The organism is Amycolatopsis sp. cmx-11-12 (assembly GCF_046269425.1).
Lineage (GTDB): Bacteria > Actinomycetota > Actinomycetes > Mycobacteriales > Pseudonocardiaceae > Amycolatopsis.
This window is the reverse complement of sequence record NZ_JADNQM010000011.1, coordinates 21,440-39,897: the sequence shown is the minus strand read 5'-3', so window position 1 is coordinate 39,897 and position 18,458 is coordinate 21,440. Positions and strand designations below refer to the sequence as shown.

Below are 18,458 nucleotides of genomic sequence, written 5' to 3'. Positions count from 1 at the left end.
CCTTTCATAGCAAAATTTGCTATGAAAGGCCCCTTCATTGCACGTCAGTCAGGTCCGCTCGGCACCCCTCACCGCAACTAGAGGACTACTTGCGCCCGGTCTACCTGGGCGGCCAGGGCAGGACGACGGCCGCCGAGCCGCCACCCCGCCGGGTCGGTTCGGCGGCCGCGAGCCACCGCCCGTCCCGCAGCCGTTCGACACCGGTCGCGGCGCCGATCTCAGCTGGTGTCGTCGAGAAGCCCTGCTGCTTGGCCTTCAACACCGCGAGCACCCCGGCCTGGTCGAGGAACGACTGCTCGACCTGCGCGGACGCCGAGTTCCGCTGCGAGGCGCGCGGTTCGGCGATCGCGTCGACCAGTTTCAGGCCGCGGTCGATGCGGCCGGTGAGGATCTGCAGCACGGTGGTGATGATCGACGCGCCACCGGGCGAGCCGACGGCGAGGAACGGCTTGCCGTGGTCGAGCACGATGGTCGGCGCCATCGACGAACGCGGCCGCTTGGCCGGGCCCGGCAGGTTCGGGTCGGGCACGCCCGGCGTCACCGGGGTGAAGGAGAAGTCGGTCAGTTCGTTGTTGAGCAGGAACCCGCGGCCAGGCACGACGATCCCGCTGCCGCCTTCCTGCTCGATGGTCAGCGTGTAGGCGACGACGTTGCCCCACCGGTCGGCGACCGTGAGATGCGTGGTGTTCTCGCCCTCGTACGGCGTCGGCGCGGAGTTCGTCCCCGCGGCGCACGGCACCGGCTTACGCGGGTCGGCGGGCGCGACCGGGCTCGTCCCGGCCTTCGCGGGGTCGATCAGGCACGCGCGGCTGTCGGCGAACTTCTGGCTGATCAGCTCCTTCGCCGGGACGTCGACGAAGGCCGGGTCGCCGATCCACCGGTTGCGGTCGGCGAAGGCGTACCGGGTCGACTCCAGGAAGTAGTGCAGGTAGTCGGCCTTCTCCAGCTTGCTCAGCTTCTTGTTCTCGAGGATGTTCAGCGCCTCGCCGACGGTCAGCCCACCGGACGACGGCGCGGGCATGCCGTAGACGTCGAGGCCGCGGTACTCGGTCTTGGTCGGCTTCCGCTCCACCACGCGGTATTTGGCGAGGTCGGCCGCGGTCATGTCGCCGGGTCGCACGTTCAGCGCCGAGGCGGGGTCGACCGGCGGCTTCCGCACGGTGTTCACCACGTCCGCGCCGATCGGCCCCCGATAGAGGACGTCGGTGCCCTTCGCGGCGAGTTGCGCGTACGTGCCGGCGAGATCCGGGTTCTTGAACGTCGTGCCGACCGCGGGCGGCGCCCCGCCGGGCAGGTACAGCGACCTGGTCGACGGGAACGCAGAGAAGCGGGCGGCGTTGTTGGAGATCTGGGTGGCGAAGGTCTGGTCGACGGTGAAGCCCTTGCGAGCGAGTTCCTCGGCGGGCTTGACCGCCTTCGCCAGCGACTTGGTCCCCCACTTGCGGAGCGCTTCCTGCCAGGTGGCGGGCGTGCCGGGGACGCCGACGCTGAGCCCGCTGGTGACGGCCTCGGCGAACGGGATCGCCTTGCCGTTCTCGACAAGCAGGTTCTCGTTCGCGCTCGAAGGCGCGGTCTCGCGGCCGTCGAGGGTGTGCACCTTGCCGCTGCGCGCGTCGTAGTAGACGAAGAAGCCGCCACCGCCGACACCGGCGGAGAACGGGTCGGTGACGCCCAGCGCGGCGGCCGTCGCGACGGCCGCGTCGACGGCGTTGCCGCCCTCACGCAGGATCTTCGTGCCGATCGCGGTCGCGTCCGCGTCGATGCTCGACACGGCGCCCAGGTAGCCGACGGCGGTCGGTGACTTGGGCGTCGGTGGAGCCGCGGAGGCGGTACCCGGCGCGGCGGCACCGACCAGAGCGGCGATCGCGGCGACTGCGGTGATGCGTCCCAGAGTGCTTCTGTGCGCGGCCATGGCGCGAGTCTGCCCCGCCTGTCCACCCCGGACAAGACCCCGCCAAGTCCCGCTCAGACCTGCGAAGGTCGGTAGTGCGGCCCTGCCGGGATGAGCAGAATGCGGTCCATGAAGACTCCCGGCAGGCGATGGAGCGCTCTCCTCCCGCTGCTCATCGCCCTCCCCGTCCTCGCGGTCCCCGGCGTCGCGCAGGCCGAAACGGCACGTGGCTGCTTCGACGACGCCGCGGCGATCACCGTCGAGGAGAAGCGGCTCACCGCGACGATGCCGTCGGGCGGTCCCGCGGTCGGCCCGGAACTCGTCCGGCTGGCCGGGTTCGACAAGCTCGTCTCCGACTTCACGACGCGGCTCTGCGCGACGAAGACCGCTTTGCGCGCGGAGAAGCTCGCGGAGACCGCCGGTGACGGGCTTTGGCGGACCGCCGTAGACCGCGCGCAGGGCCGCCGTCCCGATCTCGGCGGTATCGACAAGGCCGACGACCGCCCGCTGTACTGGGCGCGTTTGCAGATGAGCAAGGCGCTGCGCCAATGGACGCCGCGCTTCACGCTGTCGGCCCCCGCCCGCGCCGGCCTGCTGAAGACGTTCGACGTCGGCGCCCGCGGTCTCGACGACTCCCGTTTCCCTGCCGGTCCGAAGCTTCGCCGGGTGATGGTGAGCGGATTCGACCCGTTCACGCTCAACGGCGCGGGCGTCCGCATCGCGAACCCGTCCGGCGCGGCCGCGCTGCACCTGGACGGCAAGGTGATCCAGACGCCGACCGGTCCCGCGCTGGTGCAGGCCGTGTCGTTCCCGGTGGTGTGGAGCTACTTCGACACCGGCATCGTCGAGGCGGCCTACGGCCAGGCGCTGAAGGACCGCCTCCGGCGCCCGGAACTGATCATGACGATCAGCCAGGGCCGTCCCGGCCGGTTCGACATCGAGCGGTGGGCCGGTGCCTGGCGTGGTGGTTCGCCGGACAACCTCGACGAGTCCGTCCGCGGCCAGGTGCCACCCGCGCGCGGCTGGCCGCAGCCGGACGTCCAGTTCATCGAAACCACGCTGCCGTACGAAAAGATGCTCGCCGCGCCCGCCGGGGCGTACCAGGTCCTGTACAACCAGGCGTTCTGCGTGTGGCCGGACAGCACGAAACCGGGGACGGGGACGGCGGTCTGCCGGACGGATGCGCCGAAGCCCGGCGAGATCGCGGCTTCCGGCGGGGGCGGAAACTATCTTTCGAACGAGTCGCAATATCGCGCGAACCGATTGCGGACGGGACTCGGGCTGGCCGGGATCGCGGGCGGGCACCTGCACACGCCCGTCCTCGGCACGCCCGCCGATCCTTCGGCGCTGACCGACGCCGACTTCGAGGCGCGCCGGGCGGCGATCTCGTCGCAGATCGTCACGCTGCTCACGGCCGCCCTCGGCGGCTCCGCCTCGAAGCCCGCTACGCCCGCTCCGGGCACTTCGCCCCGCGCCGACGTCCTCGCCACCCTCGGCACGACGCTCTAACCCCCCCGCAATTCGGCACCTACTTGCGCTGAAGGAACGCAAGTAGGTGCCGAATTGCGGCGTGGGTGGGGTGCGCTAGATGAGTTCGAGGGGGTCGAGTTGGATCCGGATGGGCTCGGTGGCCTTGCGCGCGTCCCGTTTGGCGGCGGCGTCGTGGACGGCGGCGGCGAGCGCCTTCCCGTCCGGACGAGCGACGCGCACCAAGGCGCGCTCGCGTTCGGCGTTGCCGTCCTCGTCGACGTCGCCGAGCGGCACCGGTCCCAGTACCTCGCCGGTCTCCGGCAGGGCGAGGTCGTCGAGCAGCCCGGCGACCGCGTGCGGGGTACCTTCGACGCTCGCCATCCGCATCGCGGGCGGGAAGCCGAGTTCACGCCGTCCGGCCAGTTCCTGGCTCGCGTGCCAGCCCGGGTCCCACCGCACCAGCGCCTGCACGACCGAGAGACCCGCTTCGGCGCCGACGAACACGCGACCGCCTTCGGTACCCGGGCGCACCAACGCCGCGGCCGCCATCCAGCGGCGCAGGGTCTCCTCCCCCGCGCGCAGATCCTGCCGCCCCAGCAACGCCCAGCCGTCCAGCAGCAACGCCGCGCCGTAACCGCCTTCCGCGACCGGCTCGGCCCCCGGCGTGCACACGATCAGCGCCGGTTTTCCTGGCACTGAAGCCAAAACCTCCGACGCACCCGAGGTCCGCACCGGAAATCCCGAGAACGCGCGGCCCAGTTCTTCCGCGGTCCGCTTGGAGCCGACGACGACCGCCCGCAACCGCACGGAACCGCAAGCGGCGCAATGGAAGTTCGTCTCGGGGACACCGCACCACCGGCAGGCGGGCGGCCTCGGCGCGCCGTCGATCAGCCCACCCGGCAAGGAAAGCGGGCCCGCGCAGCGACGGCAGTGCGCGGACGTCCGGCAATTGCCGCAAGCGAGCCCCGGAACGTACCCGCGCCGCGGAACCTGTACCAGCACAGGGAATCCGCCCGCCAGCGACTGCCGCGCCGCCTCAAAGGCGACCGACGGGAGCCGTGCCGCTTTCGCCGCTTCGTCCCGAGCGACGTCGAAGTCCTCGCCGACCGGCGTCACCCGGGGCGCGGCAGCCCGCAGTTCGGGACGGGCCGCCACGAGTGGTTGCGCCCAGCCCGACTCGACCAGGAACTGCGCCTCGGCGGTGCGCGCGAAACCGGCGACGAGCATGGACCCTTTCGCGGCGTGCGCGCGGTCCATCAACACGTCACGGACGTGCGGATACGGCGCGTGCTGGTCGAGGTGGACGTCGTCGCCGTCGTCCCACACCACGAACAGGCCAGGATCGGCGACCGGCGCGAACATCGCCGCGCGCGTCCCGACGACGACCCGCACCGCGCCCCGCAGCACCGCGAGCCAGCGGCGGTAGCGCTCGGCGGGGCCCAGCCCGGCGATCAGCGCGACCACGGCCTCCGAACCCATCAGTTCGGCGCACGCGTCGTGCAACCGCGTGAGATCACGATGGTCGGGGACCACCATCACGACGCCACGTCCGGCAGCGGCCGCCACCGCCGCGGCTTCGGCGAGCCGGCGCGGCCAATCCTCCCCCGGCAACGCCTGCCAGACGGCGTTGGCCGGACGCCGCTCCGCGACGGCCTCCAGGAACGCAGGTCCGCTCTGATACTTCTCCCAGGCGGTGGTTTCGGGCGCTTCCGGCGTCGGCGCGGACTCGGCGGGCGGCTCGCCTTCGACCTTCGCGTGCCGGGACGGGATGGCCAGCCGCAGGACGTCGCTGAGCGTGCCGCCGTACCGGTCGGCGACCGACCGGCAGAGCGTGTGCAGCGACGGGGGCAGCACCGGCTCACTGGAGGTCACGCGGTCGATGTACGCGAGCTTCCCGGTGAACTCCGTGGTGTCAGTGCGCTCGACGAGATACCCGTCGACGAGCTGGCCCGCGAAGCGGACACGCACCCGGCAGCCGGGCACGGCGGTCCCGTGCAGCTTTTCCGGGATCCGGTAGTCGAAGGTCCGGTCGAGATGCGTGAGCGGGATGTCCACGACGATCCGCGCGACCGGGTTCTCGGGCGCGGGGTTCTGCGCGCCGCGACGGCTGGCGCTTTTCGCGCGGGACGGCTTGGCCTTCCGCGCCGGTTCGGCCTTCGGCGGCTCCGGGAGGTCCCACAGCGGGGTCGGTTCGGGACTGCTGCTCACCGGGTGATCTCTACCAGACTGACCCGACACAGCCTGTCACCGCCATGTTATGAACGGGACTTTCATTGCGAAATTTGCAATGAAGGGACCTTTCATAGCACGCGGCGCTTGGGCACGTCTCGCCGCGAAGTGCCGTGAAGGCCTCCTTCACGCGGCTCAGCCGCAGAAACTCGACCTTCACACCTCTTGCTCAGTACATGAAGGCCCCCTTCCTTGCGCCTAGCGCCGTGAAGGACCCCTTCATGTACTTCCGACGTAGCGAAGGCCTCCTTCCCTACCCTCAAGGTAGGCAAGGAGGCCTTCACAGACGACTCAGGCGCCCGCGGCCGACTTCAGGTCCGCGGCCCGCGCCGTGCTCTCCCACGGGAGATTCAGCTCGGGACGGCCGAAGTGGCCGTACGCGGCCGTCGGCGCGTAGATCGGGCGAAGCAGGTCGAGGTCGCGGATGATCGCCGCCGGACGCAGGTCGAAGACCTCCGTGATGGCGTTCTGGATCTTCGACGGGTCGACCGTCTCGGTGCCGAACGTCTCGACGAAGAGGCCCACCGGGGCCGCCTTGCCGATCGCGTAGGCGACCTGGACCTCGGCGCGCGAGGCGAGGCCGGCGGCGATGACGTTCTTCGCCACCCAGCGCATCGCGTACGCGGCCGAACGGTCGACCTTGGAGGGATCCTTGCCGGAGAACGCGCCGCCACCGTGGCGGGCCATGCCGCCGTAGGTGTCGACGATGATCTTGCGGCCGGTCAGGCCCGCGTCACCCATCGGGCCGCCGATGACGAAGCGGCCGGTCGGGTTGACCAGCAGCCGCACGTTGGAGGTGTCGAGGCCGAGCTCGGCGAGCTCCGGCGCGACCACGTGCTCGCGGACGTCGACGCCGAGCATCTGCTCCAGGTCGATGCCGTCCGCGTGCTGGGTGGACACGACCACCGTGTCGAGCCGCACCGGCTGGTCACCGGCGTACTCGATGGTGACCTGGGTCTTGCCGTCCGGGCGCAGGTACGGCAGCACGCCGTCCTTGCGGACCCTGGTCAGCCGCTGCGAGAGCCGGTGCGCCAGCGCGATCGGCAGCGGCATCAGCTCGGGGGTGTCCGAGCAGGCGTAGCCGAACATCAGGCCCTGGTCGCCGGCGCCCTGGCGGTTGATCTCGTCCTCGTCGGACTCGACGCGGGACTCGTACGCGGTGTCGACACCCTGCGCGATGTCGGGCGACTGGGAGCCGATCGCGACGTTGACGCCGCAGGAGTTGCCGTCGAAGCCCTTGGCCGAAGAGTCGTAGCCGATCTTCAGGATCACGTCGCGGACGATGGTCGGGATGTCCGCGTAGGCCTCGGTGGTCACCTCTCCGGCGACATGCACCTGCCCGGTGGTGATGAGGGTTTCGACCGCCACCCGGCTGCGCGGATCCTTGGCCAGCAGGCCGTCCAGGATCGAATCACTGATGGCATCGCAAATTTTGTCGGGATGACCCTCAGTCACCGATTCCGATGTGAACAGTCTGCTCGTGGACGCGGTCACGGTGGCCGTCACTCCCTCACCTAGACGTCTGATGCCCAGAAAGTCAGGCACCCCTCAGCTTGAACTCAAGCGTACTGACTATCGGTGGAGGGCCTCTCAACGCTTCATCAAGTTCACAACAGCGTCCCACAATGTGGACGCCAGTTCGGCCTTGGCGCCGAGCGGGATCGGAATCTCGGTGCCGTCGGCCCCGAGCAACCAGCCCGAGTTGTCCTCGGTCCCGAACGCCTTTCCCTCGCCGACGGCGTTCACCACCAGCAGGTCCGCGCCCTTGCGCTTCAATTTGACCCGAGCGTGGTCCAGGACGCCACCCTTGTCGTCCCCGGTTTCCGCGGCGAACCCGACGACCAGCTGGCCCGCTGTCCGGTTCCGCACCAGTTCGGCCAGGATGTCCGCGTTGCGCGCGAGCTCGACCACCGGATCCGGCGCGTCGTCGGACTTCTTGATCTTGTGGTCGGCCCGGTTCGACGGCCGGAAGTCGGCAACGGCGGCGGCCATCACCAGGATGTCCGCGGAAGCGGCCTCGGCGTGCATCGCCTGGCGCATCTCCTCGGCTGTCGACACGTGGACGACCTTCGCGCCCGCCGGCTCCGGCAGCGCGACGGTGTGCGCGGCGACCAGGGTGACGTCGGCGCCACGCTGGGCGGCGACGCGAGCCAGCGCGTAACCCTGCTTGCCCGACGAGCGGTTGCCCAGGTAACGGACCGGGTCCAGCGGCTCACGGGTGCCGCCCGCCGAAATCGCCACGCGCACGCCTTCGAGGTCGCGCGGCAGGGCGTTCGGCACGGCGAGCAGGAGCCTGGCCAGGTCGACGATCTCGGCCGGGTCGGCGAGCCGTCCCTTGCCGGTGTCGGCGCCGGTGAGCCTGCCAGCGGCGGGTTCGGCGACGACCAGACCGCGTGAGCGCAGCAGCGCCACGTTGTCGCGGGTGGCCGGGTGCTCCCACATCTCGGTGTGCATCGCCGGGAAGAAGGCGACCGGACACCGGGCGGTGAGCAGGGTGTTCGTCAGCAGGTCGTCCGCGATACCGTGCGCGGCCTTGGCCAGCAGGTTCGCCGTGGCCGGCACGACGATCACCAGATCGGCTTCCTTGCCGACGCGGACGTGCTGAACCTCGGGCACTTCGGTGAACACGCCGGTGTGCACCGGGTGGCCGGACAGTGCCTCGAAGGTGGCCGCGCCGACGAAGTTCAGCGCGGCTTCCGTGGGGACCACGCGGACGTCGTGACCGGACTCGGTCAGCCCGCGCAGGACCTCACAGGCCTTGTAAGCGGCGATGCCGCCACCTACGCCAAGAACTACCTTGGGCCTACTCACCCTCGGTGTGCTCGAGCAGGCCACCGTGGATCTCGCGCAGGGCGATGGACAGCGGCTTCTCGCGCGGGCCCGGCTCGACCAGCGGGCCGACGTACTCCAGCAGGCCCTCGCCCAGCTGGGCGTAGTAGTCGTTGATCTGGCGAGCGCGCTTGGCCGAGTAGATCACCAGCGCGTACTTCGAGCTGACCTTCTCGAGGAGGTCGTCGATGGGCGGATTGGTGATGCCTTCGAGCTCTTCGTGCAGCGTGGCCTGAGTCGTCACTCGTGGTGCTCCGAATCTTCGGTTGAGATGTCGCCGGTTATCAAGTTTAGCAACTGCTCGGCGGCGTCTCGCACGTCGGCGTTGACGACCCGCTCGTCGAACTCCCCGGCGGCGGCGAGTTCGCGCTCCGCCTCGGCCAGCCTGGCCTTCACCGCGGCCTCGTTCTCGGTGCCGCGGCTGGTCAGCCTGCCGACCAGTTCGTCCCACGACGGCGGCATCAGCATCACCAGCCGCGCCTCCGGCATCGCCTTGCGGATCTGCCGCGCGCCCTGGAGTTCGATCTCCAGTACGGCGTTGCGGCCTGCAGCCAAGGCCCGCTCCACGGGTTCGCGCGGGGTGCCGTAGCAGTTGCCGGTGAACTCGGCGTGCTCCAGCAGCTCGCCGGCGGCGACCATGCGGTCGAACTCGGCGCGGTCGATGAAGTGGTAGTGCTCGCCGTCCACCTCACCCGGCCTCGGCTTCCTGGTGGTCACCGAAACACTGAAATAGATCTCCGGATCCAGCTTGCGCAGCTCCCCCGCCACGCTCGACTTCCCGACTCCCGAAGGCCCTGATACGACCGTGAGCCGGTGCCGGGAGTTGAATCCCGCCACCGGCTCACCGCCGCGGTCAGCGCCCGGGGTCACCGGGTGGTCCTGACCGGTGCCGCTCACTCGCCGCTGAATTCGGCCAGCAGCGCCTTGCGCTGCCGGTCGCCGAGGCCGCGAAGACGACGGCTGGGTGCGATCTCCAGTCGTTCCATGGTCTGCTGGGCACGGACCTTGCCGACGCCCGGAAGAGCCTCGAGCAGAGCCGAGACCTTCATCTTGCCGAGGACTTCGTTCTCCTCGGCCTGCTTCAACACGTCGACCAGAGTGGTACCGCCCCGCTTCAGCCGCTCCTTCAGCTCAGCACGGATGCGGCGGGCGGCGGCGGCCTTCTCCAGCGCCGCAGCGCGCTGTTCCTCTGTCAGCTGGGGAAGTGCCACGTTTTCCTCCGGTAGTTCTCAAATCTGGGTGGGTGTGGCGACGGTACCCACCCGTTACCTCGGCCCACAATGCGGGGGTGGCTGGTCATGACCGATTCCCGGGCCTGCTATTGGCCGTTTTCCAGGGAACCGAGGGAATCCCGTGTCCTCCGAACGGCCGCACGCAACGCTTCGGGGTCCGGCCCGTGCTTGAGGACGTCGCGCGAAGACGCGGGCAGCACACCGGGCAGCGTCGGCCCGAAAAGCGCCCGCAAATCGGCCGGAGTGGCCCCCTGTGCCCCGAAACCGGGTGCCAGGACGGGACCGTTCAGCTTGCTCAGATCGAGCTCTCCCGGCGCGATGGTGGCGCCGACGACGACACCGATGTCACCCAACGGCCCGACACCGGCGTTATGCGCGCCCGCCGTGTCGACGATGTCCTGCGCGACGGTCTTTCCGTTGGGCAGCAAGGCGTTCTGCAATCCCTGCGCCTCCGGGTTGGAGGTGCGCGCGAGGACGAACAGCCCCTTGCCTTGCGCCTGCGCAACCTCGACGGCGAAGTCCAGTGAGCCGAATCCGAGGTACGGCGACACCGTGATGGCGTCGGCCTCGAGTTCCGCCCCCATGGGCAGGAACGCCGCCGTGTACGCCGCCATCGTCGAACCGATGTCGCCGCGTTTGACGTCCAGCAGGACGAGCGCGCCCGCTTCCCGGCACACCTTCATCGTCTTGGCCAGAACGGCGACCCCAGCAGGCCCGTAGGCCTCGAAAAAGGCCGACTGGGGCTTGATCACCGCGACCTCGGGCGCGATCGTCTCAGCGGCCGTGAGGGCGAACTTCTCCAGACCGCCCGCGTCCGCCGGAAGACCCCACGCCTGGAGCAAGCCGGGATGGGGGTCGATCCCGGCGCAAAGCGGTCCCTTCTCCGCGACCGCCCGCGCCAGCCTCGCCCCGAACCGCCCGCTCACGCCTTGGCCTTCAGCGCCGCCTGAAGGCTCTGCAGCGAGCGCACGCCGATGTCTCCCTTGATGACGGCCTCTATCCCGTGCACGGCCGCCGCCGCGCCCTGCACCGTGGTGATGCAGGGGATGTCCCGCGACACCGCGGCGGTACGGATTTCGTAGCCGTCGATGCGGGGACCGCTGTTGCCGTAAGGGGTGTTGATCACCATCTGGACTTCACCGCTGAGGATGACGTCCACGACGTTCTGCTCCCCTTCGGCCGAACCTTCGTAGTGCTTGCGCACGACGGTGCAGGGAATCCCGTTGCGCCGCAACACTTCCGCCGTACCGGAGGTGGCGAGGATCTCGAAACCGAGGTCTGCCAGCCGCTTCACCGGGAACACCAGCGAACGCTTGTCGCGGTTGGCGACCGAGACGAACACCTTGCCCGACGTCGGCAGCGAACCGTAGGCACCGGCCTGGGATTTGGCGAACGCCTTCCCGAAGGAGACGTCGACACCCATGACCTCACCGGTGGACTTCATCTCCGGGCCGAGCAGCGAGTCGACGCCGTGGCCCTCGGGGGTGCGGAAACGGTGGAACGGCAGGACCGCTTCCTTGACCGCGACGGGCGAATCGGCGGGCATGTGGCCCCCGTCACCCTCGGCCGGGAGGACGCCGGACTCGCGCAGTTCCTTGATCGACGAGCCGGTCATGATCAGCGCCGCGGCCTTGGCGAGCGGCACCGCGGTCGCCTTCGACACGAACGGCACCGTCCGCGAGGCGCGCGGGTTGGCCTCCAGGACGTACAGGACGTCGTCCTTGAGCGCGTACTGGACGTTCAGCAGCCCGCGGACGCCGACGCCGCGTGCGATGGCCTCGGTCGAGCGGCGCACCGTCTCGATGTCGGTCCGGCCCAGCGTGATCGGCGGCAGCGCGCACGACGAGTCGCCGGAGTGGATCCCGGCCTCCTCGATGTGCTCCATGACGCCGCCGAGGAACAGCTCGTCGCCGTCGAACAGCGCGTCGACGTCGATCTCGATGGCGTCGTCGAGGAACCGGTCCACCAGCACCGGATGCTCGGGGGTGACTTCGGTGGCGCGGTGGATGTAGCCGGCGAGGGACTCCTCGTCGTAGACGATCTCCATGCCGCGCCCGCCGAGCACGTAGGACGGCCGCACCAGTACCGGGTAGCCGATCTTGTCGGCGATCCGCTTCGCACCCTCGAACGAGGTCGCCGTGCCGTACTTCGGCGCGGGCAGCCCGGCGTCGGTGAGGACCTCGCCGAACGCGCCGCGGTCCTCGGCGAGGTGGATCGCGTCCGGGGAGGTGCCGATCACCGGGACACCGGCGTCGGCGAGGCGCTTCGCGAGCGAGAGCGGGGTCTGGCCGCCCAGCTGCACGATGACCCCGGCGACGGTGCCCGACTCCTGCTCGGCGTTGACCACTTCCAGGACGTCCTCGAACGACAGCGGCTCGAAGTAGAGCCTGTCCGAGGTGTCGTAGTCGGTGGAGACGGTCTCGGGGTTGCAGTTGACCATGACCGCTTCGAAACCGGCCTCGCGCAACGCGATCGCGGCGTGCACGCACGAGTAGTCGAACTCGATGCCCTGCCCGATGCGGTTCGGCCCGGAGCCGAGGATCAGCACCTTCGGCTTCTCGGTCTGCGCGGTGATCTCCGACTGCGCCGCGGGGTCGGTCTCGTAGGCCGAGTAGTGGTACGGCGTCTTGGCCGCGAACTCGGCCGCGCAGGTGTCGACGGTCTTGTACACCGGCCGCACGCCGAGACGGCGGCGCAACGCGCGGACGCCGTCCTCGCCCGCCAGTTCCGGCCGCAATGCGGCGATCTGCTGGTCCGACAGGCCGGTGCGCTTCGCCCGCCGCAACAGCGGCTCGTCCAGCACCAGCGCGTCACGGACCTCGGCGCCGACCTCGCCGATGAGGGCGATCTGGTCGATGAACCACGGGTCGATACCCGACGCCTCGTGGATCTGCGCCACGGTGCCGCCGAACCGCAGCGCCCGCTCGACCTCGTAGAGGCGACCGTCGTGCGGAGTGCGCAGAGCGTCCAAAATGGACTCCAGCGTCGCGCCGTCGGGGTCGGGGCGGGTCCAGAAGCCGGTGGCCTTGGTGTCGATGGAGCGCAGTGCCTTGCCGAGCGCCTCGGGGAAGCTGCGGCCGAACGACATCGCCTCGCCGACGCTCTTCATCGTCGTCGTCAGCGTGGGGTCGGCGCCGGGGAACTTCTCGAAGGCGAACCGCGGCACCTTCACCACGACGTAGTCCAGCGTCGGCTCGAAGGCCGCCGGGGTCTCGCCGGTGATGTCGTTGCGGATCTCGTCGAGCGTGTAGCCGATGGCGAGCTTCGCGGCGATCTTGGCGATCGGGAAGCCGGTCGCCTTCGACGCCAGCGCGCTGGAGCGGGAGACGCGCGGGTTCATCTCGATGACGACCATGCGGCCGTCGGCCGGGTTGATCGCGAACTGGATGTTGCAGCCGCCGGTGTCGACGCCGACCTCGCGCAGCACCGCGATGCCGACGTCGCGCATGTGCTGGTACTCGCGGTCGGTCAGGGTCATGGCGGGCGCGACGGTGACCGAGTCGCCGGTGTGCACGCCCATCGCGTCGATGTTCTCGATCGAGCAGACGACCACCACGTTGTCGTGCCGGTCGCGCATGAGCTCGAGTTCGAACTCCTTCCAGCCGAGGACGCTCTCCTCGATGAGCACCTCGGTGACCGGCGACTCGTCGAGGCCGGTGGAGGCGAGCCGCTCCAGCTCCTCGTCGGTGTGCGCCATGCCCGAGCCGAGCCCGCCCATGGTGAACGACGGCCGGATGACCACCGGGAGGCCGACCTCGGCGACGGTCGCGCGGACCTCGTCCATGGTGTTGCAGACGCGGCTGCGCGGGGTCTCGGCGCCGATGTCGGCGACGATGTTCTTGAACTTCTGCCGGTCCTCACCGCGCTGGATGGCGTCGATGTCGGCGCCGATCAGCTCGACGCCGTACTTCTCCAGCACACCGCGGTCGTGCAGGGCGACCGCGCAGTTCAGCGCCGTCTGCCCGCCCAGGGTCGCGAGGATCGCGTCGGGGCGTTCCTCGGCGATGACCTTCTCGACGAAGTCCGGGGTGACCGGCTCGATGTAGGTGGCGTCGGCGAACTCGGGGTCGGTCATGATGGTCGCCGGGTTCGAGTTCACCAGCGAGACGCGCAGTCCCTCTTCGCGGAGTACGCGGCAGGCCTGGGTGCCGGAGTAGTCGAACTCCGCCGCCTGGCCGATCACGATCGGCCCGGAGCCGATCACCAGCACGTGCTGGATGTCTGTCCTCTTCGGCATTACTTGGCCTTCTCCATCAAAGCGACGAACTCATCGAACAGGGGGGCCGCGTCGTGCGGACCGGCGGCGGCCTCGGGGTGGTACTGCACCGAGAACGCGGGGACGTCGAACGCGCGGACACCTTCGACGGTGTCGTCGTTCGGGCAGTAGTGCGAGATCTGCGCGGCGCCGAACGGCGTCTCGAACCGCTGTCCCGGCTCGCCTTCGAGGGCGAATCCGTGGTTCTGCGCGGTGATCGCGACCCGTTTGGTCGCCACGTCGATCACCGGGATGTTGATCCCGCGGTGGCCGTAGCGCATCTTGTAGGTACCCAGTCCCAGCGCGCGACCGAGGATCTGGTTGCCGAAGCAGATGCCGAACAGCGGGATTTCCCGCTGTAGCAACGCTTTCGTCAGCTCCGTCGCGTGCGCGGTGGTCGCCGGGTCGCCGGGGCCGTTGGACAGGAACACGCCGTCCGCCTCGACCGCGAGCAGTTCGTCCATAGTGGACGACGAGGGCAGCACGTGCACCTCGATGCCGCGCGCGGCCATCATGCGCGGGGTGTTGGACTTGATGCCCAGGTCCAGCGCGGCGACGCGGAAGCGGGTCTCCCCCCGCGGCTTGACCACATACGTCTGCTTCGTGGTGACCTCACCGGCGAGGTCGGCGCCCTTCATCTGCGGGCTGGCCTTCACCTCGGCGAGCATTTCCTCGTCGCTGCCCAGCGCCTCACCCGAGAACACGCCGGACCGCATGGCGCCCTGTTCGCGCAGGTGCCTGGTCAGCGTGCGAGTGTCCACTTCGGAGATCCCGACGACGCCCTGGCGCTCCAGTTCCTCGTCCAGCGTGCGCTTCGAGCGCCAGTTGGACGGGGTTCGCGCCGGGTCGCGGACGACGTAACCCGAGACCCAGATGCGCGAGGACTCGTCGTCCTCGTCGTTCCAGCCGGTGTTCCCGATCTGCGGCGCGGTCTGGACCACGATCTGCCGGTGGTAGGAGGGGTCGGTCAGCGTCTCCTGGTAGCCGGTCATGCCGGTACAGAACACCGCCTCGCCCAAGCTCCGGCCACGGGCGCCGTACGCGGAGCCGCGGAAGATCCGGCCGTCTTCCAGGACCAGTGCCGCGGGGGTCCTAATGCCGTTCGCGGTGCTCATCAGGCACCTCCCTTGATGTCGTTGCGAGTGTCTTGCAAAGCTTCGATCCACTGTGGATAGTCGTCGACGTCGTCGCCGCGGAATCCGGTGTCCAGTTCGACGTCACCCGCCAGCCAGGTGATGACGAGCAGCGCGTCGATGCCCATCACCTTCCCGGCCATTCCCTTGTCCTTGCGGACGCCGGTGACGGACGTGCGAGGGATCCAGAAGTCCGGGGCGCCGCCGCGTTCGATGGCGATGCCGTCGGCGTGCAGCCGCCAGACCGCGCCGGTGCGCAGGCCGGCGCCGCGGGTGACCACGCGCTCCTGCCAGTGCCCCGCGGTCGTCGTGCTGATGTAAACCCCGCTTGACTCCAGTTCAAAGCCGCCGGGTTCGGCCGGGATCTCGGCGAACGGCGGCACCTGGACACTCTGCGCACGGGACTTCCGCCGCCAGCCGCGCCACATCAGGAGGACGCAGACGAGGAAGAAGGCGAAGACCGCCAGGGTCAGCAGAATCCGGTCACTCATGGTGCGATCTTCCCTTCCCGCGCGGTGATCCGCCCGCGCAGCAACGTCGCCATCACCACGCCGGGGAGCCGCATTCCTTCGTACGGGGTGTTCGCCGCGATGCTCGCGAACTCGACGCCTCGCACGGTCCATTCAGTGTCCGGGTCCACCAGCGTCAGGTTGGCCGGTTCGCCGACCTCGATCGGGCGGCCGTGATCGGACAGGTTGCCGATCTCGGCTGGCCGCTCACTCATCACGCGCGCCACGCCCCGCCAGTCGAGCAGGCCGGTGCGGACCATGGTCTCGACCACGATCGACAGCGCGGTCTGGAGGCCGAGCATGCCGGGGCGGGCCGAGTTCCACTCGCAGTCCTTGTCCTGGACGGCGTGCGGCGCGTGGTCGGTGGCGACGCAGTCGATGACGCCCTCGGCCAGCGCGGCGCGCAGCTTCTCGGCGTCGGACCCGGTGCGCAGCGGCGGGTTGACCTTGTTGACCGGGTCGTAAGTGGCGAGCCGCTCGTCGGTCAGCAGCAGATGGTGCGGGGTGACCTCGGCCGAGACCTTGGTGCCGCGCTCCTTGGCCCACTTCAGGATGTCGGCCGTGCCCGAGGTCGAGACGTGGCAGACGTGCAGCCGCGCGTTGGCGTGCTGGGCGAGCAGGCAGTCGCGGGCGACGATCGACTCTTCCGCTGAAGCGGGCCAGCCGGTGTAGCCCAGGCGCGCGGCCTGCTCGCCTTCGTGCGCCTGCGCGCCGACGGTCAGCCGGGGCTCCTCGGCATGCTGGGCGATGACCACGCCGAGCGCGGTCGAGTACTCCAGCGCGCGGCGCATCAGCAGCGGGTCCGCGACGCAGAGGCCGTCGTCGGAGAAGACCTTCACCTGGGCTTCGGACTTCGCCATGGTGCCGAGTTCGGCGAGCTTCTCACCCTTGAGGCCCACGGTGACCGCGCCGACCGGGTGCACGTCGACCAGCCCGGCCTCCTGACCGCGGCGCCACACGTGGTCGACGATCACCGCGTTGTCGGCCACCGGGTCGGTGTTGGCCATGGCGAACACCGCCGTGTACCCGCCGAGCGCGGCCGCCGCCGAGCCGGTGGCGATGGTCTCGGTGTCCTCGCGGCCGGGTTCACGCAGGTGGGTGTGCAGGTCGACGAAACCGGGGAGCAGCACCTGGCCGCCCGCCTCGATCACTTCGGCGTCTTCAGGGACGTCAAGGGCACCGATGTCGGTGATCACGCCGTCCTCGACGAGTACGTCGACCGGGTCGCCCTCGCCGTAGGGTCGGGCGCCCTTGATCAGGACGGTGGTCACGCGGTGGCTCCTTCGCTGGCGAGCAGGTGGTAGAGGACCGCCATGCGCACGTGGACGCCGTTGCGGACCTGATCGGTGATGGCCGAGGCCGGGGAGTCGGCGACCGCCGAGGCGATCTCCATCCCGCGCAGCATCGGGCCGGGGTGCAGGACGACGGCGTGCTCGGGCAGCAGCTTCATCCGGCGTTCGTTGAGGCCGTACGAGATCGAGTACTCGCGCGCGGAAGGAAAAAAGCCCCCGTGCATGCGCTCGGCCTGGACCCGCAGCATCATGACCGCGTCGACCGCGGGCAGTTCGGCGTCGAGTTCGTGCGACACGGTGACCGGAAGGCGCTCCACCCCGGCGGGCAGCAGGGTCGGCGGCGCGACGAGCACCACCTCGGCGCCCAGCGAGGACAGCAGGTGGATGTTCGACCGCGCGACCCGGCTGTGCAGGACGTCGCCGACGATCGCGATCCGGCGGCCTTCCAGGGAACCGAGCCGCTCCCGCAGGGTCGCCGCGTCGAGCAGCGCCTGCGTCGGATGCTCGTGGGTGCCGTCCCCCGCGTTGACGACCGCCGTCCCGGCCTCGGCGAGCCAGCCCGAAAGCCGCTGCGCCGCCCCGGAGGCGGGGTGCCGGATGATCACGCAGTCGGCGCCGGCCGCGGCCAGCGTCAGCGCGGTGTCCCGCAGCGATTCGCCCTTGTTGACCGAGGAACTGGACGCGGAGACGTTGATCACGTCGGCGCTCATCCACTTCCCCGCGATCTCGAACGAGACGCGGGTGCGGGTCGAGTTCTCGTAGAACAGCGTGATGACGGTACGGCCGCGCAACGTCGGCAGTTTGCGGACCTCGCGGCCCAGCAAGGTGTGCTTGAGCTCTTCGGCGGTGTCCAGCACGGCTGTCGCGAGCGCCGGGTCGAGCCCGTCGGTGGCGAGCAGGTGCTTCACGATCGGTCTCCTTCTGGTGAAGCGCTCTCATTCAACGACCGGAGCAGAACCGTGTCCTGTCCGTCCACTTCGGACAGCAGGACCTCGATCCCTTCGGCACGCGAGGTGGGCACGTTCTTGCCCACGTAGTCGGCGCGGATCGGCAGTTCGCGGTGGCCGCGGTCGACCAGCACGGCCAGCTGGACCGCGCGCGGGCGGCCGTGGTCGCGCAGGGCGTCGAGGGCGGCGCGGATGGTGCGGCCGGAGAACAGCACGTCGTCGACCAGGATCACCACCGCGTCGTCGATACCGGTCGGCGGCAATCGCGAATGCTCGAGCGCGCGGGGTGGGCGGCGGCGGAGATCATCACGGTAGAGCGTGATGTCCAGTGCGCCGGTCGGCGGACGGATGCCGGAGAACTCGGCGATCTTGTCCGCGAGCCGCAGGGCGAGCGGGGTACCCCGGGTGGGGATGCCCAGCAACACGGGCGGAGTCGAGCCACCGGCACCGAGAGCGGTCTTCTCGATGACCTGGTGGGCCATTCGGGCGATCGTGCGCGCGACATCGCCGGACGAGAGGAGCTCGCGCTCTCCCGCCGGTTCCGCCGCGCCACGTGGACGTGACGACAAGGCGGACCTCCTTCCCCGCCTCTCTGGACGGGTCCTTAAAGGACGTCGACTTCCTGCGTGGCGAGGAAATCGAGTCGACACTAGCAGCAGCGGGACCTCAGT

Annotated in this window: 15 protein-coding genes; 1 reads left to right on the top strand and 14 read right to left on the bottom strand. The window is 69.8% G+C overall.

Going from position 1 to position 18,458, the window contains the following annotated elements; translation table 11 throughout:
• Positions 1 to 100: 100 nt before the first annotated feature.
• Entirely contained in the window at positions 101 to 1,912 is a 1,812-nt protein-coding gene (ggt, locus tag ACLARN_RS17355) for a gamma-glutamyltransferase (RefSeq protein WP_409492447.1), read from the bottom strand.
• A 108-nt stretch (positions 1,913 to 2,020) separates the two neighbouring features.
• Here ggt and ACLARN_RS17350 point away from each other — a divergent pair, with 108 nt between their 5' ends.
• Positions 2,021 to 3,400 carry a hypothetical protein gene (locus ACLARN_RS17350; protein WP_409492446.1) on the top strand — a complete coding sequence of 460 codons (1,380 nt, stop codon included), beginning with the start codon at positions 2,021 to 2,023 and terminating at the stop codon, positions 3,398 to 3,400.
• Between the two features lie 75 nt (positions 3,401 to 3,475).
• Here the strand turns inward: ACLARN_RS17350 and ACLARN_RS17345 are convergent, their stop codons facing one another.
• The 13 genes from ACLARN_RS17345 to pyrR form a co-directional block, all read right to left on the bottom strand.
• On the bottom strand, positions 3,476 to 5,569 hold the full coding sequence (locus tag ACLARN_RS17345; RefSeq protein WP_409492445.1) for a primosomal protein N': 2,094 nt from the start codon (positions 5,567 to 5,569) through the stop codon (positions 3,476 to 3,478).
• A gap of 312 nt (positions 5,570 to 5,881) precedes the next feature.
• Entirely contained in the window at positions 5,882 to 7,084 is a 1,203-nt protein-coding gene (gene metK, locus ACLARN_RS17340; protein ID WP_409492608.1) for a methionine adenosyltransferase, read from the bottom strand.
• 96 nt (positions 7,085 to 7,180) lie between these two features.
• On the bottom strand, positions 7,181 to 8,401 hold the full coding sequence (gene coaBC, locus ACLARN_RS17335) for a bifunctional phosphopantothenoylcysteine decarboxylase/phosphopantothenate--cysteine ligase CoaBC (protein WP_409492444.1): 1,221 nt from the start codon (positions 8,399 to 8,401) through the stop codon (positions 7,181 to 7,183).
• A complete protein-coding gene (gene rpoZ / locus ACLARN_RS17330; RefSeq protein WP_005152353.1) occupies positions 8,394 to 8,663 on the bottom strand; it encodes a DNA-directed RNA polymerase subunit omega in 270 nt (89 codons plus the stop codon). The genes coaBC and rpoZ overlap by 8 nt, the downstream gene beginning before the upstream one ends.
• Entirely contained in the window at positions 8,660 to 9,316 is a 657-nt protein-coding gene (gmk, locus tag ACLARN_RS17325; protein WP_409492443.1) for a guanylate kinase, read from the bottom strand. The genes rpoZ and gmk overlap by 4 nt, the downstream gene beginning before the upstream one ends.
• A complete protein-coding gene (gene mihF / locus ACLARN_RS17320; RefSeq protein ID WP_003096398.1) occupies positions 9,313 to 9,630 on the bottom strand; it encodes an integration host factor, actinobacterial type in 318 nt (105 codons plus the stop codon). The genes gmk and mihF overlap by 4 nt, the downstream gene beginning before the upstream one ends.
• Before the next feature lie 107 nt (positions 9,631 to 9,737).
• The gene (gene pyrF / locus ACLARN_RS17315) at positions 9,738 to 10,577 is read right to left on the bottom strand and encodes an orotidine-5'-phosphate decarboxylase (protein ID WP_409492442.1); all 840 of its coding nucleotides are present in this window, start codon (positions 10,575 to 10,577) and stop codon (positions 9,738 to 9,740) included.
• Positions 10,574 to 13,888, bottom strand: a complete 3,315-nt coding sequence (gene carB, locus ACLARN_RS17310) for a carbamoyl-phosphate synthase large subunit (protein ID WP_409492441.1) — start codon at positions 13,886 to 13,888, stop codon at positions 10,574 to 10,576. The genes pyrF and carB overlap by 4 nt, the downstream gene beginning before the upstream one ends.
• On the bottom strand, positions 13,888 to 15,021 hold the full coding sequence (gene carA / locus ACLARN_RS17305) for a glutamine-hydrolyzing carbamoyl-phosphate synthase small subunit (RefSeq protein WP_409492440.1): 1,134 nt from the start codon (positions 15,019 to 15,021) through the stop codon (positions 13,888 to 13,890). Before carA ends, carB begins: the two co-directional genes overlap by 1 nt.
• On the bottom strand, positions 15,021 to 15,530 hold the full coding sequence (locus ACLARN_RS17300; protein WP_409492439.1) for a transporter: 510 nt from the start codon (positions 15,528 to 15,530) through the stop codon (positions 15,021 to 15,023). Before ACLARN_RS17300 ends, carA begins: the two co-directional genes overlap by 1 nt.
• Positions 15,527 to 16,819, bottom strand: coding sequence for a dihydroorotase (locus ACLARN_RS17295; RefSeq protein WP_409492438.1), 1,293 nt, complete (start codon positions 16,817 to 16,819; stop codon positions 15,527 to 15,529). The genes ACLARN_RS17300 and ACLARN_RS17295 overlap by 4 nt, the downstream gene beginning before the upstream one ends.
• Positions 16,816 to 17,748: an aspartate carbamoyltransferase catalytic subunit gene (locus tag ACLARN_RS17290; protein WP_409492437.1), complete on the bottom strand. Its 933-nt coding sequence runs from the start codon at positions 17,746 to 17,748 to the stop codon at positions 16,816 to 16,818. Before ACLARN_RS17290 ends, ACLARN_RS17295 begins: the two co-directional genes overlap by 4 nt.
• Complete coding sequence (gene pyrR / locus ACLARN_RS17285) at positions 17,745 to 18,356, bottom strand: bifunctional pyr operon transcriptional regulator/uracil phosphoribosyltransferase PyrR (RefSeq protein WP_409492436.1); 612 nt, start codon at positions 18,354 to 18,356, stop codon at positions 17,745 to 17,747. The genes ACLARN_RS17290 and pyrR overlap by 4 nt, the downstream gene beginning before the upstream one ends.
• Positions 18,357 to 18,458: the final 102 nt, after the last annotated feature.